Annotated in this window: 20 protein-coding genes; 14 read left to right on the forward strand and 6 right to left on the reverse strand. The window is 56.7% G+C overall.

Annotation, left to right across the window (positions count from 1 at the left end; all coding sequences use genetic code 11):
- Nucleotides 1-20: 20 nt before the first annotated feature.
- The 5 genes from AC1UKS_RS06180 (at nucleotide 21) to AC1UKS_RS06200 (ending at nucleotide 4,326) form a co-directional block, all read left to right on the forward strand.
- Nucleotides 21-605: an ABC transporter permease gene (locus tag AC1UKS_RS06180; RefSeq protein ID WP_482436890.1), complete on the forward strand. Its 585-nt coding sequence runs from the start codon at nucleotides 21-23 to the stop codon at nucleotides 603-605.
- 3 nt (nucleotides 606-608) lie between these two features.
- A complete protein-coding gene (locus tag AC1UKS_RS06185) occupies nucleotides 609-1,208 on the forward strand; it encodes a M20 family metallopeptidase (protein ID WP_482436120.1) in 600 nt (199 codons plus the stop codon).
- Nucleotides 1,205-1,936: a M20/M25/M40 family metallo-hydrolase gene (locus tag AC1UKS_RS06190; protein WP_482436121.1), complete on the forward strand. Its 732-nt coding sequence runs from the start codon at nucleotides 1,205-1,207 to the stop codon at nucleotides 1,934-1,936. Before AC1UKS_RS06185 ends, AC1UKS_RS06190 begins: the two co-directional genes overlap by 4 nt.
- Nucleotides 1,937-1,999: 63 nt before the next feature.
- Nucleotides 2,000-2,578 carry a GDP-mannose pyrophosphatase NudK gene (gene nudK / locus AC1UKS_RS06195; RefSeq protein WP_053144488.1) on the forward strand — a complete coding sequence of 193 codons (579 nt, stop codon included), beginning with the start codon at nucleotides 2,000-2,002 and terminating at the stop codon, nucleotides 2,576-2,578.
- Between the two features lie 656 nt (nucleotides 2,579-3,234).
- The gene (locus tag AC1UKS_RS06200) at nucleotides 3,235-4,326 is read left to right on the forward strand and encodes a DUF1176 domain-containing protein (RefSeq protein ID WP_482436122.1); all 1,092 of its coding nucleotides are present in this window, start codon (nucleotides 3,235-3,237) and stop codon (nucleotides 4,324-4,326) included.
- Nucleotides 4,327-4,464: 138 nt separating this feature from the next.
- On the opposite strand, the gene tkt is transcribed toward AC1UKS_RS06200, so the two are convergent.
- Nucleotides 4,465-6,465: a transketolase gene (tkt, locus tag AC1UKS_RS06205; RefSeq protein ID WP_053144484.1), complete on the reverse strand. Its 2,001-nt coding sequence runs from the start codon at nucleotides 6,463-6,465 to the stop codon at nucleotides 4,465-4,467.
- A gap of 25 nt (nucleotides 6,466-6,490) precedes the next feature.
- Nucleotides 6,491-7,441, reverse strand: coding sequence for a transaldolase (tal, locus tag AC1UKS_RS06210; RefSeq protein ID WP_482436123.1), 951 nt, complete (start codon nucleotides 7,439-7,441; stop codon nucleotides 6,491-6,493).
- 451 nt (nucleotides 7,442-7,892) lie between these two features.
- On the opposite strand from tal, the gene maeB reads away from it, so the two are divergent.
- Nucleotides 7,893-10,172, forward strand: a complete 2,280-nt coding sequence (gene maeB, locus AC1UKS_RS06215; RefSeq protein WP_482436124.1) for an NADP-dependent oxaloacetate-decarboxylating malate dehydrogenase — start codon at nucleotides 7,893-7,895, stop codon at nucleotides 10,170-10,172.
- Between the two features lie 59 nt (nucleotides 10,173-10,231).
- Here the strand turns inward: maeB and hemF are convergent, their stop codons facing one another.
- Both hemF and amiA read right to left on the reverse strand, forming a co-directional pair.
- Nucleotides 10,232-11,140, reverse strand: a complete 909-nt coding sequence (hemF, locus tag AC1UKS_RS06220; protein ID WP_482436125.1) for an oxygen-dependent coproporphyrinogen oxidase — start codon at nucleotides 11,138-11,140, stop codon at nucleotides 10,232-10,234.
- A gap of 50 nt (nucleotides 11,141-11,190) precedes the next feature.
- Nucleotides 11,191-12,069 carry an N-acetylmuramoyl-L-alanine amidase AmiA gene (amiA, locus tag AC1UKS_RS06225; RefSeq protein WP_053144469.1) on the reverse strand — a complete coding sequence of 293 codons (879 nt, stop codon included), beginning with the start codon at nucleotides 12,067-12,069 and terminating at the stop codon, nucleotides 11,191-11,193.
- Between the two features lie 211 nt (nucleotides 12,070-12,280).
- On the opposite strand from amiA, the gene AC1UKS_RS06230 reads away from it, so the two are divergent.
- The 4 genes from AC1UKS_RS06230 to AC1UKS_RS06245 all read left to right on the forward strand — a co-directional run bounded on the left by AC1UKS_RS06230 (nucleotide 12,281) and on the right by AC1UKS_RS06245 (nucleotide 14,855).
- Entirely contained in the window at nucleotides 12,281-12,706 is a 426-nt protein-coding gene (locus AC1UKS_RS06230; RefSeq protein ID WP_013203319.1) for a GNAT family acetyltransferase, read from the forward strand.
- Nucleotides 12,707-12,762: 56 nt separating this feature from the next.
- Nucleotides 12,763-13,209 carry a DUF2919 domain-containing protein gene (locus tag AC1UKS_RS06235; RefSeq protein WP_013203318.1) on the forward strand — a complete coding sequence of 149 codons (447 nt, stop codon included), beginning with the start codon at nucleotides 12,763-12,765 and terminating at the stop codon, nucleotides 13,207-13,209.
- Nucleotides 13,210-13,325: 116 nt separating this feature from the next.
- Nucleotides 13,326-13,943, forward strand: coding sequence for an RpoE-regulated lipoprotein (locus tag AC1UKS_RS06240; RefSeq protein WP_482436126.1), 618 nt, complete (start codon nucleotides 13,326-13,328; stop codon nucleotides 13,941-13,943).
- A gap of 15 nt (nucleotides 13,944-13,958) precedes the next feature.
- Nucleotides 13,959-14,855 (forward strand): Dyp-type peroxidase, encoded by an 897-nt coding sequence (locus AC1UKS_RS06245; RefSeq protein WP_482436127.1) that lies wholly within the window; start codon nucleotides 13,959-13,961, stop codon nucleotides 14,853-14,855.
- 64 nt (nucleotides 14,856-14,919) lie between these two features.
- Here the strand turns inward: AC1UKS_RS06245 and xylB are convergent, their stop codons facing one another.
- Nucleotides 14,920-16,383: a xylulokinase gene (gene xylB, locus AC1UKS_RS06250; protein ID WP_482436128.1), complete on the reverse strand. Its 1,464-nt coding sequence runs from the start codon at nucleotides 16,381-16,383 to the stop codon at nucleotides 14,920-14,922.
- Nucleotides 16,384-16,400: 17 nt separating this feature from the next.
- Complete coding sequence (gene xylA, locus AC1UKS_RS06255; protein ID WP_265911215.1) at nucleotides 16,401-17,720, reverse strand: xylose isomerase; 1,320 nt, start codon at nucleotides 17,718-17,720, stop codon at nucleotides 16,401-16,403.
- Between the two features lie 353 nt (nucleotides 17,721-18,073).
- On the opposite strand from xylA, the gene xylF reads away from it, so the two are divergent.
- The 4 genes from xylF (at nucleotide 18,074) to xylR (ending at nucleotide 23,110) form a co-directional block, all read left to right on the forward strand.
- Complete coding sequence (gene xylF / locus AC1UKS_RS06260) at nucleotides 18,074-19,069, forward strand: D-xylose ABC transporter substrate-binding protein (RefSeq protein ID WP_265911213.1); 996 nt, start codon at nucleotides 18,074-18,076, stop codon at nucleotides 19,067-19,069.
- A gap of 31 nt (nucleotides 19,070-19,100) precedes the next feature.
- On the forward strand, nucleotides 19,101-20,642 hold the full coding sequence (locus AC1UKS_RS06265) for a xylose ABC transporter ATP-binding protein (RefSeq protein WP_482436129.1): 1,542 nt from the start codon (nucleotides 19,101-19,103) through the stop codon (nucleotides 20,640-20,642).
- Nucleotides 20,620-21,798: a xylose ABC transporter permease XylH gene (gene xylH / locus AC1UKS_RS06270; RefSeq protein WP_482436130.1), complete on the forward strand. Its 1,179-nt coding sequence runs from the start codon at nucleotides 20,620-20,622 to the stop codon at nucleotides 21,796-21,798. The genes AC1UKS_RS06265 and xylH overlap by 23 nt, the downstream gene beginning before the upstream one ends.
- A 133-nt stretch (nucleotides 21,799-21,931) precedes the next feature.
- The gene (gene xylR / locus AC1UKS_RS06275; protein WP_482436131.1) at nucleotides 21,932-23,110 is read left to right on the forward strand and encodes a D-xylose utilization transcriptional activator XylR; all 1,179 of its coding nucleotides are present in this window, start codon (nucleotides 21,932-21,934) and stop codon (nucleotides 23,108-23,110) included.
- Nucleotides 23,111-23,218: the final 108 nt, after the last annotated feature.

The following is a 23,218-nucleotide window of genomic DNA, read 5'->3' on the forward strand; positions in this document are numbered from 1 at the left end:
AGTTAAAAATCTGGCCGCTGATCGTCACGCTGGGCACGTTTTACGCCTGGTCCGGTCTGGCACTGGCGCTGACCGGCGGTGCCGCCCAATCCGGCGTCCCGCGCGATATTTTGCCGTGGGGACGCGGCGTGCTGGCGGCCTTTCCGCTGCCGTTCCTCTGCTGCGTGATCCCCGTATTTGTTATCGTCTGGGCAATCCTGCGCTTTACCAGCTGGGGCCGATGGATTTATGCGATGGGATTCAACGAACGTTCGGCCAGGCTGGTGGGCATTCCTGTCGATCGTCTGCGCATGCTGGTGTACGGCATTTGCGGTGCGCTGGCGGGCTGTGCCGGGTTTATCACCCTCGCCTGGCTGGGCAGCGGTCGCCCCAATGTCGGCGTGAATCTGGAGCTGGAATCGCTGACCGCCGCGCTGTTGGGTGGCATGGCGATCTTTGGTGGCCGGGGCGGTATGGTGGGCGTGTTTGCCGCCACTCTGTTGCTGGTGGCGATCAAAACCAGCCTGTTGCAGTGTGGCATCAACACGGTCTGGCAAGTGGGCATGGTGGGGGTGTTACTGATCGCCGTGCTGCTGGCCGACCGCTTCTCATCTTACCGGAGATAATTCATGACATTAGCACAGCAGATTGCGCGTCACGTTGAGGCCAACACCGATCGTCTGGTGCAGACGCTTTGCGATCTGATCGCCTTCCCATCGATCGTGAAAGTGGATCCGCGTGAAGCCGGGCCAGGCGAGCGTGACTGCCAGCTATATCTTCAGCAACGGCTGCAGGCATCAGGCATGACCACCGATCTGTGGGATCCCGACGGCCCGGCGCTGTACGCCAAATACCAGGGCCGACCGGGCGCCAACAAAGGCCGCACCTTTGAAGGGCGGCCGAATCTGGGCGGGATTCTGGCGGGCGGCGGCGGCGGGCGTTCAATCATGCTCAACGGCCATGTCGACGTGGTGCCGCCGGGTGCTGCGGAGCACTGGCACACCGATCCGTTTACCCCGGTGGTGAAGGACGGTGCGGTGTATGGACGCGGCTCGGTGGATATGAAAGGCGGCGTCACCTGCATGTTGATGGCGCTGACGTTCCTCAAAGAGTTAAACATTCCGCTGGCTGGTGATGTGGTTTTCACTACGGTGGTGGATGAAGAGATTGGTGGCATGGGATCGCTGGCAATGGTCGATCGCGGCTTAAGGCCGATGCGGGGATCATGACCGAACCCACCGCCAACCGCATCGCGCCGATCTGCCATGGCGTGCTGTGGGGCAAAATTGTGCTGGAGGGCATCGGCGGCCACGCCGAGCTGACGCCGAACGCCTGGAACACCAGCGGGCCGGTCGACGCCATTATGCTGTGCCGCCAGATGCTCGATGCGATAGATATTCTGAATCGCCGCTGGCAGACCGACCCACGCAAAAATCATCCGTTAATGGATCTGCCGAATCAGATCATCGTCACGCAGCTGAAAGCCGGTGAGCATCCGGCGTCGATTGCCGGACGGGCCGAAATCATTATTGACGTGCAGTATCTGCCGGCAGAAAAGGATCAATTCGGTCTCGGCGGCCACGTTAAGGCCGAGCTGGAAGACTATCTGGCGCGGGTCTGCGCGGTCGATCCCTATTTGCAGCAGCATCCGGCGCGCATTGAATGGATCCTCGATGCCGACTGCGCGGAAGTGCCGGCCGACCATCCTTTCGTCACCACCTTCCAGTCCGCGGTCACCGAAGCGGCGATGCCGTCGGCGCTGGTCGGCTTTGGTGCTCACAGTGATATTGGCCTGCCGGGATTATTCGGCACGCCGACCGTCAACTTTGGCCCCGGCGACCCGGCGGTATGTCATCAGCCCAACGAACACGTTCCGGTGGCTGACCTGATTGCCTGCACCACCGCCATCGCGCTGGCGATCGCCCACTGGAGCGGCCCGCGACAAAGCCCGAATTAGGATAGTTTTCCGCTAAGCCTGGCCTTATGATGACAGGCTCCTTAAATACGCAACGGAGCCTGTATGTCAGCCAAAATCGAAGTGATTAAGAATAAAATCCTGTCAGAAAACTGGTTCGTTTTGCGTAACTTTACTTACGATCTTACCGCCAACGATGGCTCCACTATCCGCCACAAGCGCGAGGTTTATGACCGCGGCAATGGCGCGACCATCCTGCTGTATAACCGCGAAAAAAACAGCGTGATCCTCACCCGTCAGTTCCGTATTGCGACCTTTGTTAACGGCAATGAAACCGGCATGCTTATTGAAACCTGCGCCGGGCTGCTGGACGATGATTCCCCGGAGGACTGCATCCGTAAGGAAGCGATTGAGGAGACCGGCTACGAGGTCGGCCACGTTGAGAAGCTGTACGAAATGTATATGTCGCCGGGCGGCGTCACCGAACTGATCCACTTCTTCGCGGCAGAATACAATGATTCCCTGCGCGCGAATGCGGGCGGCGGCGTGGACGATGAAGATATCGATGTGATGGAAATCCCTTTCCCCAAGGCCTGGGCGATGGTCAAAGAGGGGCGCATCAAGGACGGCAAAACGGTGATGCTGTTTCAGCACGCCTTGCTGGAAGGCTGGCTGAAACTGTAACCCTCTCTGGCCGGCTTACGCGGAGAGTATCGCGGCCAGATATTTCCCAGATAGCGGCAGGTAAACTGCCGCGTGATGCGGCTATTGTTGCAAATAAAGTAAACATTTGCTGCGACGCACCCACCCGATTAATCAGATCGACTATCTCTCAGCATACTGATAATTAAAAGCGCACCCAGGCTAATAGCAAATATGGGAACAAGAACATCAACAATTTTCGGATGTCCTTAATAAAGATTTTCTATGCCGGAAAAAAGCATGAGGAGTTTCAAACAGACGCTAAGCTCATATCCCTTCAGTAAATAACCAGGATCAATGAATTAACCGCAGTTAAGTGATGTTCTGATGGTAAGGTGATTAATTTAAATTGTTGAATAGCAATGTTTTTATGTGCGTAACTTGAGATGCATCACATTATTTCGCTATTGCAGCACGGCGCCGCAGAGAAATAGTCGGCTACGGTCTTATTGCCCAATCAGAATAACATGACCGCTTTTGACCGAATGTGTGGATTTGAATGATTTAACGTTTTACTAACACTGTCCGAAAAATCCGATTGAGCTGCCAGCCTGCAGACGTCATCATAGGGTATCGAATTTTTTGATCTTATCCGCACGATTCCGTAGCCATTACGCCACCTGGGATACACGTTTTCAATGCCTTACTGGATGAAATTACCTTTTGCTTCGCTGCTGCTGTTTGCTGCTTCGCTACATGCCGAGCCGCTGCAAAAAGTCTTTTCCGACTGGCAGATTTCTTGCAATAACCTTAATAGTTGTGTGGTGCGTAATTTTCCCGGCGATAATGGCCTGGTGATGACCCTCAGCCGTAATGCCGGTATTAATGACCGGCCGCTGCTGCGCATTGATTATGGCAACCGCTATACCGGTGAGCTGAAGGGCGCGGCGCTGAAGGATAACCTGCTGCTGGACGGGCAGCGGCTGAAGCCCGACCTGAAGCACTGGGAAGTGGAACCCCATCATCTGACCACCGCGCATAACATCTCCATCGATGAATTTCTGGCGCAGGTGATGGACGCGGATAATATCCAGCTGCTGTACCGGCCAAGCGCCACCATTTCCCTGCACGGGCTGAAAGCGGCGCTGCTGCTGATGGACGACGTTCAGGGACGGGTTAATGGCATGAGCGCCTGGATTAAGCGGGGCGATCGTGCGGCGATGGATGTGCCGCCTGAGCCGGCGATCCCTGAAATCATTCCGCCGCCGCGTCCGCCTTTACCGCTGACGCGAGAAGAAACCACCGGCCTGATTGATTTTGGTACCTGGCGGATCAATACCGACGAGTGCTCGCTGGATCCGCAACGCCGTGAAGTCAGCGTCGCCCCGTTATCCGATCAGAAAGCGCTGCTGCTGGTGAGCTGTGAGATGGGAGCATACAACGTTATCGATCTGGCTTTTGAAGTCAGCCGCAGCGAACCCTATATTGCCAAGGGCATCACGCTGACCTTGCCGTTTGTGCCGCCTGGCCACGGTGATAAGCAGCTGGAATTGATTAACGCGGAATATGACGCCAACTCGGGAGAGCTGCTGACCTTCAGCAAGGATCGCGGGCTGGGAGATTGTGGCACCGCGTCACGCTGGCAGTTCAACGGACGCCAGTTTGTGCTGGCCGAGTTTGCGGAAGAGGGCACCTGCGACGCGTGGCACGGCAGCGATGACTGGCCAACGCTGTGGACCAGCAAAACCTTGCCGGTGACGCCGACCGGTAATGTGGAAATGACGCCTTAACCTCCCCGCGCGACGCCCGCTGATAAAGCCAACAGAGCCGCTTCTCGCGGCATAAAAAAAGCCCGGCAATCAGATTGCCGGGCTTTTTGTTGTCCATCAGCGATCGCCGTCAGTCAGCGATCGTGACGGTCAGTCACCTCAGTGAGGTTTCAGCAGTGCTTCAGCATGGCTGACGATATTCTCAACCGTGAAGCCAAACTCGTTAAACAGCTTATCGGCAGGCGCTGACTCACCAAAGGTGGTCATGCCGACGATAGCGCCGTTCAGGCCAACGTATTTGAACCAGTAATCCGCAATGCCCGCTTCCACCGCAACACGCGCGGTGACGTTGGATGGCAGCACCGATTCACGGTAACCCACTTCCTGCTTATCAAACAGCTCGGTAGACGGCATCGACACCACACGCACTTTATGGCCGCTTGCGGTCAGTTTCGCCGCTGCGCCTAGCGTGATTTCCACTTCTGAACCGGTGGCAATCAGGATCACTTCCGGCGTGCCTTCGCAATCTTTCAACACGTAAGCACCACGAGAGATGTTGTCGACCTGCTCTTTACTACGCTCAGGCTGCAACAGATTCTGACGTGACAGGATCAGCGCGGTTGGCCCATGATGGCGCTCAACGGCATGTTTCCACGCCACGGCGGTCTCAACCTGGTCACACGGACGCCAGACGCTCATATTTGGCGTCACGCGCAGGCTGGCAAGCTGCTCAACCGGCTGGTGCGTTGGGCCGTCTTCGCCCAGACCAATTGAGTCATGGGTATAGACCATAATCTGACGGGCTTTCATCAGCGCGGCCATACGCACGGCGTTACGGGCATATTCCACAAACATCAGGAAGGTCGCGGTGTACGGGATAAAGCCACCGTGCAGCGCCAGACCGTTGGCAATGGCGGTCATACCAAATTCGCGCACGCCGTAGTGAATGTAGTTACCGGCATGGTCTTCTTTGATCGACTTAGAGCCAGACCAGATGGTCAGGTTACTTGGCGCCAGGTCAGCGGAGCCGCCCAGATATTCCGGCAGCAGCTTACCGTAGGCTTCCAGCGTATTTTGTGACGCTTTACGGCTGGCAATTTTCTGCGGGTTAGCCTGCAGTTCAGTAATGAACTTCTGCGTTTCCTGCTCCCAGACGTCCGGCAGATCGCCGGCCATACGGCGTAAGAACTCTTTTGCCAGTTCCGGATGCGCGGCTTTATAAGCAGCGAACTTCTCGTTCCAGGACTTCTCGTATTTCGCACCGGCTTCTTTGCCATCCCACTGGGCATAAATGTCTTTCGGGATTTCAAAGGCAGGGTAGTTCCAGCCGAGCTGCTTACGGGTCAGCGCCACTTCTTCAGCGCCCAGTGCGGCACCGTGCGCTTCTTCCTTACCGCCTTTATTCGGCGAGCCAAAACCAATCACCGTTCTGCAGATAATCAGTGAAGGCTTATCGGTAACGCTTTGTGCTTCTTTGATGGCATTTTTGATGGCATCGGCATCGTGACCATCAATTTCGTGGATCACATGCCAGTTGTAGGCTTCAAAACGCTTGGCGGTATCATCGCTGAACCAGCCTTCCACTTCGCCATCAATCGAGATGCCGTTGTGGTCATAGAAACCGATCAGTTTACCCAGACCCAGCGTACCTGCCAGAGAAGAGACCTCATGGGAAATCCCTTCCATCAGGCAGCCATCGCCCATGAAGACGTAAGTGTTGTGGTCGACGATATCGTGACCCGGGCGGTTAAACTGTGCGCCCAGCGTACGTTCCGCAATCGCCATACCGACCGCATTGGCCAGACCCTGGCCGAGCGGGCCGGTGGTGGTTTCCACGCCCGGCGTATAGCCGTATTCCGGGTGACCTGGCGTTTTAGAGTGCAGCTGACGGAAGTTTTTCAGCTCTTCAATCGGCAAATCGTAGCCGGTGAGGTGCAACAGGCTATACAGCAGCATTGAACCGTGGCCGTTAGACAGGATAAAACGGTCGCGATCGGCCCACAGTGGGTTGGTCGGGTTGTGATGCATAAACTCGCGCCACAACACTTCGGCGATATCTGCCATGCCCATTGGGGCGCCTGGGTGACCGGAATTGGCTTTCTGTACCGCATCCATACTCAATGCACGGATGGCATTAGCCAGTTCTCTACGTGAAGACATATTTTTCTCCCTGGTTATTGAGTGTTTACAGCTTGGCGGACAGCACGTCTTCCAGCTGCTGCTGGTCAACGGCGAACTGACGAATACCTTCTGCCAGCTTGTCATTCGCCATCGGATCCTGATTGTGCTCCCAACGGAACTCGGCTTCAGTCATCGGCGTTGGCTGGTTAAAGGCCTCGGTTGACGGCTTCAGCTTACGCTCAACCGGCGCATCGCTGGCCTGCAGTTCTTCCAACAGGTTAGGGGAGATAGTCAGACGATCGCAGCCGGCCAGCGCCAGGATCTGCTCAACTTTACGGAAGCTGGCACCCATGATCACCGTGTTATAGCGATGCTGTTTGTAGTATTCGTAGATGTTGCGTACGGACACTACGCCCGGATCTTCATCAACGACATACGGGTCGATCGGCTTGCGGCTGTTGTACCAGTCGAAGATACGGCCCACAAATGGCGAAATCAGGAACACGCCGGCTTCAGCACTGGCACGCGCCTGGGCGAAGGAGAACAGCAGCGTCAGGTTACAGTTGATGCCGTTCTTTTCGAGTTCTTCCGCTGCGCGGATACCTTCCCAGGTGGAAGCCAGTTTAATCAGGATGCGCGAACGGTCAATGCCGTTGTCTTCGTACATTCTGACCAGCTTCTCAGCCTTGGTGACACACATACCGCGATCGAACGACAGGCGTGCATCCACTTCGGTTGAAACGCGTCCTGGAACGCTTTTCAGAATTTCCATACCGAGGTTAATCGCGACCTTGTCGCTGGCATTGATGATCTGAGTCTCTTTGCTGCCGCCCTGTTTTTTGGCGTAGTCGATAGCGTCGGTAATCAGGTGTTTGTAAGAATCGAGGCTGGAGGCTTTCAGGATCAGAGACGGGTTGGTGGTGGCATCTTCCGGGTGATAATTGCGGATGGATTCGATATCGCCACTGTCAGCCACCACGGTGGTGTATTGTTTCAGTGCGTCTAGCTGGTTCATCTCTTGGCTCCTTGATGTGCAATCTGCATACGTTTACGACCCTTGCGGACAAGGTGGGCTGAAGGCCAACACTCCAGCCTTGAAACTTCTCATAAGGGGGAATTTTCAGTGGCTAGCAGCCGGTCTGCCCGACAGGGTTTTCTGTTCTCAGGCCAAACATTGCATCAGACGTCCTGTAATAGAAATGCGTTTTCTCTGATTATTGCAATGGGTTCGCCCAATGGTCAGGCCGCGCGGACGAAAAAAATGCCGCACTCATCAGTGTAGCACCTCCCCGGGATTTCGTGATGGCGCGCACGGTTGCGCGCACTCAGAGCTCAATCAGCCGATTCTTTAGTACCGCGTCTTTCTGCGAGCGGGGGCGGTTTTATGCACTGCTTCAAGTTTTGCCCCGCGAAGCCCTTTTATACTCACGCGTTGACTCCCTCCGTAGAAAACAAGGATCCTGATAATGGACGAACAACTGAAGCAGAGTGCGCTCGATTTTCATCAGTTCCCGGTTCCGGGAAAAATTCAGGTCTCACCGACGAAACCCCTGGCAACACAACGCGATCTGGCACTGGCGTACTCGCCCGGCGTGGCGGCCCCCTGTCTGGAAATTGCCGCCGATCCGCTCGCCGCCTTTAAGTACACCGCGCGGGGAAATCTGGTGGCGGTGATCTCCAACGGCACTGCGGTACTGGGGCTGGGCAATATCGGTGCGCTGGCAGGTAAGCCGGTGATGGAAGGGAAGGGCGTGCTGTTTAAAAAATTCGCCGGCATCGACGTGTTCGATATCGAGATTGATGAGCTGGATCCCGACAAGCTGATCAACGTGATCGCCGCGCTGGAGCCGACCTTTGGCGGCATCAATCTGGAAGATATCAAAGCGCCCGAGTGCTTCTATATCGAAAAGACGCTGCGTGAGCGGATGAATATTCCGGTGTTCCATGACGATCAGCACGGCACCGCCATAATCTGTACCGCCGCGGTACTCAACGGGCTGCGGGTGGTGAAGAAAACCATTTCCGACGTTCGGCTGGTGGTTTCCGGTGCCGGCGCGTCGGCTATAGCCTGCATGAATTTGCTGGTGGCGTTGGGAATGCAGAAACGCAACATCGTGGTTTGCGATTCCAAAGGGGTGATTTACCAGGGCCGTGAAGCGAATATGGCGGAAACCAAAGCGGCCTATGCGGTGCAGGACAGCGGCAAACGCACGCTGGATGAGGTGATTGAAGGGGCCGATATCTTCCTGGGCTGTTCCGGTCCCGGCGTGATGTCGCAGGAGATGGTAAAAAAAATGGCGCGCGATCCGCTGATCCTCGCGCTGGCTAATCCGGAACCTGAAATTCTGCCGCCGCTGGCAAAAGCGGTGCGGCCGGATGCCATTATCTGCACCGGGCGTTCCGACTATCCCAACCAGGTGAATAACGTGCTGTGCTTCCCGTTTATTTTCCGTGGCGCGCTGGATGTTGGTGCGACGGCGATTAATGAAGAGATGAAGCTGGCTGCGGTGCATGCTATCGCCGAACTGGCGCTGGCAGAACAAAGTGACGTGGTGGCTTCCGCCTATGGCGATGAAGAACTGGCGTTTGGCCCGGATTACCTGATCCCCAAACCCTTCGATCCACGGCTGATTGTGCAGATAGCGCCGGCGGTGGCGCAGGCGGCGATGGATTCCGGCGTGGCGACGCGGCCGATCGAGGATATGGATGCCTATCGCGAAAAGCTCAGCGAATTTGTTTATAAAACCAACCTGTTTATGAAGCCAATTTTTTCGCAGGCGCGCAAAGATCCGAAACGGATTGTGCTGGCGGAAGGCGAGGAAGCCCGCGTGCTGCATGCCACCCAGGAGTTAGTCTCGCTGGGGCTGGCGAAACCGATCCTGATTGGTCGCCCGAGCGTGATCGATATGCGGCTGAAAAAACTGGGGCTGAAGATTGAAGCCGGAAAGGATTTTGACGTGGTGAATAACGAATCCGATCCGCGCTTTAAGGCCTACTGGAGCGAGTATTACCAGATCATGAAGCGGCGCGGCGTCTCGCCGGAACAGGCCCAGCGCGCGGTGATCGGCAACCCGACGCTGATTGGCGCAATCATGGTACATCGCGGTGAAGCGGATGCGCTGATCTGCGGCACCATTGGCGACTTCAAAGAGCATTACGAGGTGATCGAAAAGCTGTTTGGCTTCCGCGAAGGCGTCAGGGTCGCCGGGGCGATGAACGCGCTGCTGCTGCCTGCCGGCAACACCTTTATCGCCGATACCTACGTCAATGAGGATCCCACGCCGGAACAGCTGTGCGAGCTGACGCTGATGGCGGCGGAAACCGTGCGCCGCTTTGGTATCGAACCGAAAGTTGCGCTGCTCTCACACTCCAGTTTCGGCACCTCCAACGCGCCGGCCGCCTGTAAGATGCGGGAAACGCTGGCGCTGGTGAAAGCGCGCGCGCCGGAGCTGGAAATAGACGGTGAGATGCATGGCGATGCGGCGTTAGTGGAAAGCATCCGTCAGGAGTTGATGCCGGACAGCCCGTTAAAAGGCGCGGCGAATATCCTGATTATGCCGAACGTCGAGGCGGCGCGGATCAGCTACAACCTGCTGCGCGTTTCCTGTTCGGAAGGGGTGACCGTCGGGCCGGTACTGATGGGGATTGCCAAGCCGGTGCATGTACTGACGCCAATCGCCTCGGTCAGGCGCATCGTCAATATGGTGGCGTTGGCGGTGGTTGAGGCGCAAACGGCGCCGTTATAAAGGCGCAGGCCGAAAAGAATGCGAGGGGCGATAAGCGTGTTATCGCCCCTTTTTTTAGCTTAAATCCAGTCTTTCACCGGCAGGAAATCGGTATAGAGCGCGGATTCCGGGGTACCTGGCTGCGGCGCGTAGTCATACTCCCAGCGCACCAGCGGCGGCATCGACATCAGGATTGACTCGGTTCGGCCACCGGTTTGCAGACCAAATAAGGTCCCGCGATCCCACACCAGATTGAACTCCACGTAGCGGCCACGGCGATACAGCTGGAAATCACGCTCACGTTCGCCCCAGCTCAGCGCTTTACGGCGCTCGATAATCGGCAGATAGGCCTGCAAAAAGCCTTCGCCCACCGCCTGAGTAAAGCGGAAGCAGTAGTCGAAATCAGGGGTATTCAGGTCGTCAAAGAACAGCCCGCCAATGCCGCGCTGCTCGTTGCGGTGCTTGATAAAGAAGTAGTCGTCGCACCACTTTTTATAGCGCGGATAGACCTCTTCACCAAACGGCCGGCAGAGATCGCTGGCCGTCTGGTGCCAGTGCACGGCGTCTTCGGCGAAGCCGTAATACGGGGTCATATCGAACCCGCCGCCAAACCACCACACCGGATCGGCACCGGGCTTCTCGGCAATAAAGAAGCGCACGTTGGCATGGCTGGTCGGCAGATAGGGGTTTTCCGGGTGGATCACCAGCGACACGCCCATCGCTTCAAAGCTGCGGCCTGCCAGCTCCGGGCGGTGTGCGGTGGCAGACGCCGGCATTTGATCGCCATGAACGTGGGAGAAGTTAACGCCGGCCTGCTCGAATATCGCGCCGTTGCGCAGCACGCGGCTTCGACCGCCGCCGCCGCCTTCGCGGTCCCAGCTGTCTTCTTCAAAATTTGCCTTGCCGTCAGCCTGGGCTAACTGCTGGCAAATGCTGTCCTGTAAGGTGAGCAGAAACTGCTTCACCTGGGCGAGGTCGGGTGCGTTCATGGCTTACCTTACTGATGAAAATTGACGCGCGGAGTATACGCCAAAATGGCTCAGCTGGGGCGTCTGTTATTGGCATCGAACTCATTAAAGTAGCTGACGATGCCGCCGACAATCGCCGTGGCGATTTTTTGCCTGAAGGCGGTGGTGCCTAACAGACGCTCCTCAGCCGGGTTGGTAATAAAGGAGGTTTCCACTAACACCGACGGGATCGAAGGGGACTTCAGCACGGCAAACGCCGCCTGTTCGGTATGCTGGCTGTGCAGGTGATGCACCGGACGGATTTGGCCCAGCACGTGTTTGCCCAGCGTCAGGCTGTTTTTGATGGTGTCGGTCTGTACCAGGTCGAACAGCACCTGCTGCAGATAGTGGTCTTTATCGGCAGCTTTGACGCCACCGACGTCATCGGCGGCATTTTCACGCTGCGACAGGTAGCGCGCCATGCTGCTGCTGGCCCCACGATTGGACAGGGCAAATACCGAAGCCCCGTTGGCATCGGGGCTGGTAAAGCCGTCGGCGTGGATCGACATAAACAGGTTCGCGCCGTGCTGATGGGCGATTTCGACACGTTCACCCAACGGAATAAAGTGGTCGGACTCGCGGGTGAGCCGCGCTTCGATATGCGGATGGTCGTTGAGCATGGTGCGGATATGATTGGCAATTTCCAGCACCACATGTTTCTCTTCGGAACCCTCTTCGCCCACCGCACCTGAGTCAATGCCGCCGTGGCCCGGATCGATCATCACGATTTTTTTGCCGTTGGCGGACGGCGGTGGCGGGGTGTTGGCTTTAGCCCGTGCCGAAGCGAGTTTTAGCGACGCGCTTTCCTCTTTCGCCCTTGCCGGTTTATTGGCCAGTAAAGCCAACGCCAGGCCGGAAAGCAGCAGCTGACGTCGGGAAGTTAACGGGGTCATCTGGCCAAACTTTTTCATCAAAACATCCTCAGGGCACAAAGTGCTTATTGTTATATCGTAACAATAGCTCCCGCGCGAGGAGGGAACTATTTCAACTTTTTACTTTCCATTTCAGCAGGCTAACAGATGGGCTCGGGCGTTTTTTTCACTCTTAATGGTGGTTGAGGCTTGCACCGCCGAAAGAAAGCGTGATAATCAGCAAATTGTGGTTAACATCTGGGGCAACGCCATGGAAATTCGCGTATTTAGCCAGGACGATTTTGAAGAAGTGATTACCCTGTGGGAGCGTTGCGATCTGTTACGTCCCTGGAACGATCCGGAAATGGATATCGAGCGCAAGCTCAATCACGATCCCGATCTGTTTCTGGTGGCGGTCGTCGGTGGGGTGATTGTCGGCACGCTGATGGGCGGCTACGACGGTCATCGTGGATCGGCTTACTATCTCGGCGTTCATCCCGATTATCAGGGCCGTGGCTTTGCCAACGCGCTGATCAACCGGCTGGAGAAAAAGCTGATCGCCCGCGGATGTCCGAAAATCCACGTGATGGTGCGTGAAGAAAATGATGCGGTAATGGGCTTTTATGAAAAGCTCGATTATGAAGCGGTGGACAGCGCGCTGCTCGGCAAACGCCTGATTGAAGATCGCGAATATTAATCGCTTGGGTGGCGCGGTGTCACCCGACGTTCCTGCCTGTGATGTGAAATAACCTGATGTATTCCCCAGACGATTACGATGCCCGAGGCCAGCTGCGATTACCGCTGGGCTTCTGGGCGATTTTGCTGTTACAGGCCCGCACCTGGGTGCTGTTTGTGATGGCTGGCGCCTCGCGTCAGCAAGGGACCTCGCTGCTGGCGTTATTTTATCCTGACACCCATGCCTTCTGGCTGGGGCTGGGATTAGGCGTGCCCGCCGCGCTGGGCCTGCTGTTGACCGGCTATCGCCAGCGCGCACCGAAACTCTGGCAGGCCTGGCGCTGGGTGCTAATGCTGACCCTGGTGGCGATGCTGGCGTTGCAGGCCTTCACCCTGTGGCACGGCGACGACGCCGTTTCACCGCTGGTGATCCTGTTTACCGGTTTTGATCTGCTGGCGCTGTACTGGCTGGCCTTCAACCGGCGGTTGAAAGCCTGTTTTGATCCTGCCAGCAATATGGCATAAACCTGTCGCCTGGCGCTTTCAGGTTTTTATCCCACTCAGTGAGCCGGATAAAACTTTTTCACGGATTAACACTCCAACCAGTTCAGACGTTTTGAGTCACTATGACAGGAGTTGCAATGAAATCTGTTCGCCCGGCACTGATCGCCGTCGCTTTGCTGTTGGCCGGTTGCGCCAGTTCAGGCCCTTCACCCCAGCCGTCCATCGGCGCGACCTGGTGGAATCCGCTGACCTATTCGTGGTCCAGCCTGGCGCCATGGCACTGGTTTGGTTCCTCGCTCACGGTTGAAGAGCAGGGCGTCGGCACGCTGAATGGCAGCACCGCTATGACCGAAGAGGCTATCAGTGACGGCCTCAATGGCAACTATCAGGTGCGTAAAGGGATGCGCAGTGATAACGGCAACGTGGTGACCTTCTTCCAGGCCGTGAAAGATGCGAAGGTTAAGGTAGAAGTGAGCGGGCAGTCGACCGTCGACCGTATTGAGGTGACCGACAGCAGCATCGCCTCCGCCGACGGCAATAAAATCGGTACGCCGTTCAGCGATCTGTTCCGCAAAGCCTTCGGCGCCTGCCAGAAAGGCACCGGTAAAGACAGCGACGGCGTGGAGTGTAATGCGCCAGGCAGTCAGCATATCAGCTACGTCTTTACCGGCGAATGGCACGGTCCGGAAGGCCTGATGCCGTCGGATGAGGCGCTGCAGAAATGGACCATCAGTAAAATCATCTGGCAAAAATAGCAGGAGAGCCACACCATGTCCCAGTCCCAGAGCGGCATTTTATTAGAACATCGCCGTTTTGCTGTTTACCTTGAAGCGATGATGCAGGGTGATTTAGCCGCCTTTCGTCAGGGTATCCCTCTTTTCCTGCAGCAGCTTGAGCAGTTGCAACAGCGCTGGCCGGATGCGGGACTGGGTGCGGTTATCGCCTTTGGCCCGGCGTTATGGAACGATCTGAACCCTGCGAACAGCACCGCTGAGCTGAAAGACTTTCAGCCGATGGGGAAGGGCATGGCACCCGCCACGCAGCGCGATATGCTGATCCATATCCAGTCCTTACGTCATGACGTGAACTTCAGCCTGGCGCAGGCGGCGGTGGCGGCATTTGGCGGAGCGATTACCGTGGTGGAAGAAACCCACGGTTTCCGCTGGGTGGAAGATCGCGATTTAAGCGGCTTTGTTGATGGTACGGAAAACCCGCAGGGCGAGCAGCGGCCGATTGTGGCACTGATTGGCGCAGGCGAAAATGCCGGCGGCAGCTACGTCTTCAGCCAGCGCTGGGAACATAATCTGAAGATGTTTAACCGCATGGCGGTGAACAAGCAGGAGCAGATTATGGGTCGCACCAAAGAGAGCAATCAAGAGCTGGAAGGCGACGACCGCCCGGCCACGTCGCACGTGGCCCGTGTCGATCTGAAAGAGGACGGCAAAGGCCTGAAAATCCTGCGCCAGAGCCTGCCATACGGTACGGCCAGCGGCACCAATGGGCTGTTCTTCCTCGCCTATTGCGCCACGCTTTACAACATTGAAAAGCAGCTGTTAAGCATGTTCGGCGAGCTGGACAATAAGTTCGATGCCATGCTGCGCTTTACCAAGCCGGTCAGCGGCAGCTATTTTTATGCGCCTTCTCAGCAGCAGTTAGCCGCCCTGTAATACGCCAAAAGCCCCGCACGGAAGGGGCTTAAATCCCAGCTCACAGATCCTCCCTCAACCGGCATTACTCCTCAGTCATAAACGGCAACAGCGCATGATACAGCTGGCGGAAGGTTTCCCGCTGCCTGGCATAATGCTGATGATTTTCCGCATCCGGCGTATGGCGTTGTTCCAGCGGCAATTCGGGCAACATCTCGCTGAGCGGCTGGTGAGGATTCATCGCGATTTGCGCCAGCCTGGCCGCACCCAGCGCAGGACCCACGTCACCGCCGGTGCGGTACTCCAGTGCATGCCCGCAAATATCTGCCAGCATCTGCCGCCACCAGGCACTTCGCGCGCCGCCGCCGATCAGCGTGATGCTGCGCGGTTGCAGGCCGCTGGCATGCAGCGCATCCATGCCGTCCGCCAGCGCAAAACCCACCCCTTCAAGCACGGCGCGCGCCAGGTGTTCGGCACCGTGCTGATGCGTCAGCCCCCAGAACGCGCCTTTCGCCTGCGGATTGTTATGCGGCGTGCGCTCACCGGAGAGGTAGGGCAAGAACCACACCGGCGCATCAACCGGTTTAGCCTGCTCCGCCAATGTAAGCAGCGTCGGCACATCGCGAATATTGGTCAGCTTGCAGGCCCAGTCCAGGCAGGACGCCGCGCTCAGCATGACCGACATCAGATGCCAGGTTTCCGGCAGCGCATGGCAGAAGCTGTGCACCGCACTTTCCGGATTGCTCCTGAAGCCGTCGCTCACCGCGAAATAAACCCCCGAGGTGCCAAGCGACAGCATGGCCTGGCCCGGCTGATACAGCCCAACGCCAATCGCGCCGGCGGCATTATCGCCACCGCCCGCCACCACCGGTAAGCTACCCGCAAGGCCCCAACGCTCGGCGAGTGCGGCGTGCAGCTTGCCGGTTATCTGGTTGCCCTCAAATAGCGCAGGCATGGCGTTGCGGGACAGGCCGCAGGCGGACAGCAGTTCATCACTCCAGTCACGCTGGCTGACGTTCAGCCACATCGTTCCCGCCGCATCGGACATATCGCTGGCGAATTCGCCGGTCATCTGCCAGCGCAGGTAATCCTTCGGCAGCAGCACTTTGTCGATCTGGCTGAAAATCTCCGGCTCGTGCTGCTTCACCCACAGCAGCTTGGGGGCGGTGAAGCCCGGCATCATCACGTTGCCGGTGATATCACGCGAGGCCGGAACCACCTGTTCCAGTTGCCGACATTGCGCCGCGCTTCTGCCATCGTTCCACAGGATCGCCGGACGTAAGATCTGCTGGCGCGCATCCAGCAGCGTGGCGCCGTGCATTTGTCCGGTCAGGCCGATGGCCTTCACCTGCTGCAAATCCTGTTGTTTCGCCAGCGCCTGCATCGCCTTATCCGTTGCCTGCCACCATTCAGCAGGCGACTGCTCCGACCATAATGGCTGCGGGCGTGAAATCGTCAGCGGCTCACCGTGCGTGGCAAGCAGCTGCCCGCTTTCACTGAGCAGGATTGCCTTCACCCCGGAGGTGCCGAGATCGATGCCGATATACATAGGGGCGTGTCCTTGTATTAACCAAACAGATAGCGATTCACCAAATTCTCCAGCTTTTCCTGATGACCGCTCTGATGTTGTGGGGCCAGATTATGATCGCCGGCGTATTTCGCCAGTGCATCCAGCGACAGCTTGCCTTGCAGGATCTGCTGGCCCAGCTCGCCGTTCCAGTTGGCGTAGCGTTTGGCGACCAGCTGATGCAGCTCACCCTCTTCAATCATCTTCGCCGCCACCTTCAGCGCCAGCGCCATGGTATCCATGCCACCAATATGACCATAGAACAGATCGTATTTATCGGTGCTCTGACGGCGGACTTTGGCATCAAAATTGAGGCCGCCGGTGGTAAAGCCGCCCGCTTTAAGAATTTCAAACATCACCAGCGCATTCTCTTCAACGCTGTTCGGGAACTGATCGGTATCCCAGCCGAGCTGAGGATCGCCGCGGTTTGCATCGACCGAGCCGAAGATCCCCAGCGCAATCGCCGAGGCAATCTCATGATGGAAGGAGTGGCCGCCGAGGGTGGCATGGTTCGCCTCGATATTCACCTTGATCTCTTTCTCCAGGCCAAACTGCTTCAGGAAGCCATACACCGTGGCCACGTCGTAATCATACTGGTGCTTGGTCGGCTCCTGCGGTTTCGGCTCAATCAGCAGCGAGCCCTGGAAGCCAATCTTATGCTTATGCTCAACCACCATCTGCATAAAGCGGCCGATCTGCTCGCGCTCCTGGCGTAAATCGGTGTTGAGCAGGGTTTCATAACCCTCGCGTCCGCCCCACAGCACGTAGTTTTCGCCGCCCAGTTTCTTCGTCGCGTTCATCGCGGTGAACACCTGAGTCGCTGCCCAGCTGAACACTTCCGGATCGGGGCTGGTGGCCGCACCTGCGCCATAGCGTGGATGGGTAAAGCAGTTGGCGGTGCCCCACAGCAGCTTGACGCCGGTAGACTGCTGTTTTTCCGCCAGCACATCGCTCATCACCGCAAAGTTATTCAGGTAGGTCTTCAGCGAGTCGCCTTCCGGCGAGACGTCCACATCGTGGAAGCAGTAGTAAGGCACGTTCAGTTTCTGGAAGAATTCGAAGGCGACATCGGCCTTACGCTTTGCCAGCGTCAGCTGATCCCCCGCCTGTTGCCACGGCCGCTCGAACGCCCCGACGCCAAACATATCTGCCCCGGTCCAGCAGAAGGTGTGCCAGTAACAGGCAGCAAAACGCAGATGTTCATCCATCCGTTTGCCGAGGACGATCTCGTCGGGATTGTAATGGCGAAACGCCAGCGGGTTTTTACTGCCGGTTCCTTCAAAGCGAACCTGTTCAAGCTGATCAAAATAGGGTTGCATGGTTGACTCCTGAGTAGCTGGCCCGTCTGGCGGGATAGGGGCATCTTCGGAGTTCAGGGGCCGAACCACAATTACGTTATTTCACACTCAAATTCAGAGAATTATTAACTGTGCGTGAGATCTCATTATTCAGCGCAAAAAGTTAACCTCAGCCGGTGCCGCATTTTTAAATGCGCTGAAGGTGAATTCCGACAGCAAAACATGACCGTGGTCATAAAACAAAAACTAAACCAAAAATCGTAATCAACGGGTAAGAATCAGTAATTGCTCAACCGGAAGCAATTGACAACAATCCGCTGGACGTTTCGTGACCTCTATTTCCCCGACACCATCAATAAAAAAGGGTAATAAAAATGAAATTCAAGCACCTCTTACTCTCTGCCTGTGCGCTGTTCGTGTTGGCCAGTCAGCCTGGCGTCAGTAAAGAAATCAAAATCGGGATGGCGATTGACGATCTGCGTCTGGAGCGCTGGCAGAAAGATCGCGATATTTTTGTGAAGAAGGCCGAGTCGCTGGGCGCAAACGTGTTTGTGCAGTCAGCCAACGGCAACGAAGAGACGCAGATGGCGCAGATTGAGAACATGATCAATCGCGGGGTCGATGTGCTGGTGATCATCCCTTACAACGGCCAGGTGCTGAGCAACGTGATTAAAGAAGCCAAGCGGGAAGGCATCAAGGTGCTGGCGTATGACCGGATGATCAACAACGCCGACATCGATTTCTATATCTCTTTCGATAATGAAAAGGTCGGGCAGTTGCAGGCGCAAAGCCTGGTACAGCGCGTGCCGACGGGGAATTACTTCCTGATGGGCGGCTCGCCGGTGGATAACAACGCCAAGCTGTTCCGCCAGGGGCAGATGACCGTGCTGAAACCACTGATCGATAGCGGGAAAATCAAAGTGGTGGGCGATCAGTGGGTCGACGGTTGGCTGCCAGAGAACGCGCTGAAGATTATGGAGAATGCGCTGACCGCCAACAATAACCACATTGATGCGGTGGTGGCGTCGAATGATGCGACCGCGGGCGGCGCGATTCAGGCGTTATCGGCCCAGGGGCTGGCGGGGAAAGTGGCGATCTCGGGTCAGGATGCTGACCTGGCGGCGGTGAAACGCATTGAGGCGGGCACCCAAACCATGACGGTGTATAAACCGATCAGCAAGCTGGCCGACGACGCGGCGAAAATTGCGGTGCAATTAGGTTCCGGCCAGCAGCCAGAAAGTAATGCCACATTAAATAATGGCGCTAAAGAGGTGAAGTCCTGGTTATTAACGCCGATTTCGGTTAATAAATCGAATATCGACAGCACCATTATCGCTGACGGATTCCATAAAAAAGCCGAACTAAATTGAACCCTCCGCAGCGAAATAACGGGAGGACTGGATGGCTATTCTCTTAGAGATGAAAAATATCACCAAACAATTCGGTGTGGTTAAAGCCGTCGATAATATCAGCCTGGAGCTTGAAGCAGGCCAGGTATTATCACTTTGTGGTGAGAATGGTTCAGGAAAATCAACGCTAATGAAAGTGCTGTGCGGAATATATCCGCACGGCAGTTATTCAGGTGAGATCTATTTTTCAGGCGATCTGATTACCGCGAAAACCATTCGGGAAACCGAACAAAAGGGCATTGCCATTATTCACCAGGAGCTGGCGCTGGTGAAACAAATGACGGTGCTGGAGAACATGTTTCTTGGCAGCGAATGGGGCCGTTTTGGCCTGATGGATTACGAGTCGATGTATCTGCGCTGCCAGCGAATGCTGGCTCAGGTCAAGCTGAATATCGACCCCAATACCCGCGTGGGTGAGCTCGGCCTGGGCCAGCAACAGCTGGTGGAAATTGCCAAAGCGCTGAATAAGCAGGTGCGCCTGTTGGTACTGGATGAGCCCACCGCTTCGCTCACCGAAAGCGAAACCGCCACGTTGCTGGAGATCATCAGCGATCTGCGCGATCACGATATTGCCTGCATTTACATCTCGCACAAGCTGAACGAGGTGAAAGCCATCTCGGATTTAATTTGCGTGATCCGGGACGGGCGGCATATCGCCACGCGCTCCGCCGCAGGCATGAACGAAGACGACATCATTGCGATGATGGTGGGTCGTGAGTTAACCGAGCTGTATCCCCAGGAGCCGCATCAGATTGGTGAGGTGGTACTGCAGGTGGACAACCTCACTGCCTGGCATCCGGTCAACCGCCATATTCGCCGCGTCGATGATGTTTCCTTTACCCTGCGGCGCGGCGAAATCCTCGGTGTCGCCGGGCTGGTGGGGTCGGGCCGTACCGAAACCATGCAGTGCCTGTTTGGCGTTTACGCTGGCCGCTGGCAAGGCAACATCGCGGTCAACGGTCGCCCGGTGACCATTCAGCACTGTCGCCATGCGATGGCGCAGGGCATTGCGATGGTGCCAGAAGATCGTAAACGTGACGGTATCGTGCCGGTGATGAGCGTGGGGTCGAATATCACTCTGGCGGCATTAGGCCAGTACAGTGGCCGCTTCTCGCTGCTGGATGAAGCGAAAGAACAGGCCACCATTCAGCACTCGCTGGCGCGGCTGAAGGTGAAAACCTCCTCGCCCTTACTGGCGATTGGGCGGCTCAGCGGCGGCAATCAGCAAAAAGCGATTCTGGCGCGCTGTCTGTTGCTGGACCCGCAAATCCTGATCCTCGATGAGCCCACGCGCGGCATCGATATCGGGGCGAAATATGAAATCTACAAATTGATTAACCAACTGGTGCAGCAGGGCATCGCCGTAATTGTGGTGTCTTCTGAACTGCCCGAAGTGCTGGGGCTGAGCGACCGGGTGCTGGTGATGCATGAAGGGCGAATCAAAGCCGATCTGCCGAACCGCAACCTGACCCAGGAACAGATTATGGAAGCCGCGTTAAGGAGTGAAACTGATGTCGAAAAGCACGCAATCTGAAGTGAGTTTACCGCCAGTCACGCCACGCGGCCTGGGGTTGAAGTCGCTCAATCTGCAAGTCTTCGTGATGCTGGCCGCCATTGTGGTGATCATGCTGTTTTTCACCTTCACTACCGAAGGTGCCTACCTGAGCGCCCGTAATATCTCCAACCTGCTGCGCCAGACGGCGATCACCGGCATTCTGGCGGTGGGCATGGTGTTCGTGATTGTCTCTGCCGAAATCGATCTGTCGGTGGGCTCGATGATGGGACTGTTGGGCGGTGCGGCGGCGATTTTCGATGTCTGGCTGGGCTGGCCGCTGCCGCTGACCATTGTGGTGACGCTGCTGGCAGGGGTGTTGTTGGGCGCGTGGAATGGCTGGTGGGTGGCTTACCGCAAGGTTCCGTCATTTATCGTCACCCTTGCCGGTATGCTGGCGTTTCGCGGCGTGCTGATCGGTATCACTAACGGTACTACGGTGGCGCCGACCAGCGATGCGATGTCGCTGATGGGGCAAAGCTATCTGCCCGGCGGGCTGGGCTTTGGTATCGGGGCGGTGGGGCTGATGCTGTTTGTCGCCTGGCAGTGGCGACGTCGCGCACGTCGGGCACAAATGGGACTGCCGGTGGCCAGTGCCAGCGGCGACGTCACTCGCCAAAGCATCATGGCGATTATCGTGCTGGGCGCGGTGTATCTGCTGAATGATTATCGCGGGGTGCCCACGCCGGTCTTGATCCTGACCGCGCTGATGCTTGCCGGGATGTTTATGGCCACCCGAACCGCCTTTGGCAGACGCATTTATGCTATTGGCGGCAACATCGATGCCGCGCGCCTGTCGGGCGTAAACGTTGAGCGCACCAAGATGGCGGTGTTCGCCATTAATGGGTTGATGGTGGCGATTGCCGGGCTGATCCTCAGTTCCCGACTGGGGGCCGGTTCACCTTCGGCCGGCAACATTGCCGAGCTGGATGCGATAGCGGCCTGCGTAATTGGCGGAACCAGCCTGGCGGGCGGCATCGGCAGTGTCGCCGGCGCGGTGATGGGGGCCTTTATTATGGCGTCGCTGGATAACGGCATGAGCATGCTGGACGTGCCGACCTTCTGGCAATACATCGTTAAAGGGGCCATTTTGCTGCTGGCGGTGTGGATGGATTCCGCCACCAAGCGTCGGGTATGAATCGCCTGGAATGCCGCCAGAATGTGCCGGCCCGGCGAAAGGCTTCGCGTTGCCTCACAAATCTGGCGGCATTTTTACTGCTCTGTTGATGGCTGTGGTATCCAGAGAGCAGCATGATTTCAGGGGAACCCGTATGTTCGGCAAACGTTTTCGCATTACCTTGCTGTTTAACGCCAATAAAGTCTACGACCGTCAAGTGGTGGAAGGCGTCGGCGAATATTTGCAGGCTTCACAGTGCGACTGGGACATCTTTATTGAGGAAGATTTCCGTTGCCGCATCGACAATATCCGCGATTGGCTGGGCGATGGGGTGATTGCGGATTTTGACGACGGTGAGATAGCCAGGCTGCTGCACAACGTTAAGGTGCCTATCGTTGGCGTGGGCGGCTCGTATCTGCAAAAAGAAGATTATCCGCCGGTGCATTACATCGCCACGGATAACCATGCGTTGGTCGAAGCGGCCTTTATGCACCTGAAGGAAAAGGGCCTGAACCGCTTTGCCTTTTACGGCATACCGCCGGAAGGCGGCAAGCGCTGGGCGCAGGAGCGGGAACAGGCCTTCCGCAATCTGGTCTCAGCCGAGCAGTATCAGGGCGTGGTGTATCAGGGAATGGAAACCGCGCCGGAGAACTGGCAATACGCGCAAAACCGGCTGGCAGACTGGGTGCAAACGCTGCTGCAGCAGACCGGAATTATTGCGGTCACCGATGCCCGCGCCCGTCATCTGCTGCAGGTGTGTGAGCATCTGGACATTGCGGTGCCGGAAAAACTCAGCGTGATAGGCATTGATAATGAAGAGCTGACACGTTATTTATCCCGTGTGGCGCTCTCGTCGGTGGCGCAGGGCACGCGGCAAATGGGCTACCGCGCCGCGAAGCTGCTGCATCAGCTGCTTAACGATCGGGAAATGCCGCTGCAACGCATTCTGGTGCCGCCGGTAAAAGTGGTGGAACGACGCTCAACCGACTTCCGCTCGCTGCGCGACCCGGCAGTGATCCAGGCGATGCATTATATTCGCCATCACGCCTGCAAAGGGATTAAGGTGGAGCAGGTGCTGGAATCGGTCGGCATGTCGCGATCGAATCTGGAGAAGCGCTTCAAGGATGAGACCGGCCAGACCATCCACAATATGATCCACGGCGAGAAGCTGGAGAGGGCGCGTAACCTGTTAATTTCCAGCTCGCTTTCGATCAACGAGATCTCACAGATGTGCGGCTATCCTTCCTTACAGTACTTCTATTCGGTATTCCGCAAAGATTACGATATGACGCCGAAAGAGCACCGCGATAAGTACGGTGAGGTGCTGTGCTGATCGTCCGCTTTCCCATCCCCTGCATAAACAATTCCATTCGCTTATAGCGTTTTAAACTTCCAAATCACCAAACGGTATATGAAATCGTTACTGCTTTTAGTGTGGTTA

It is taken from the genome of Erwinia sp. AK-PDG3-5 (genome assembly GCF_056821705.1).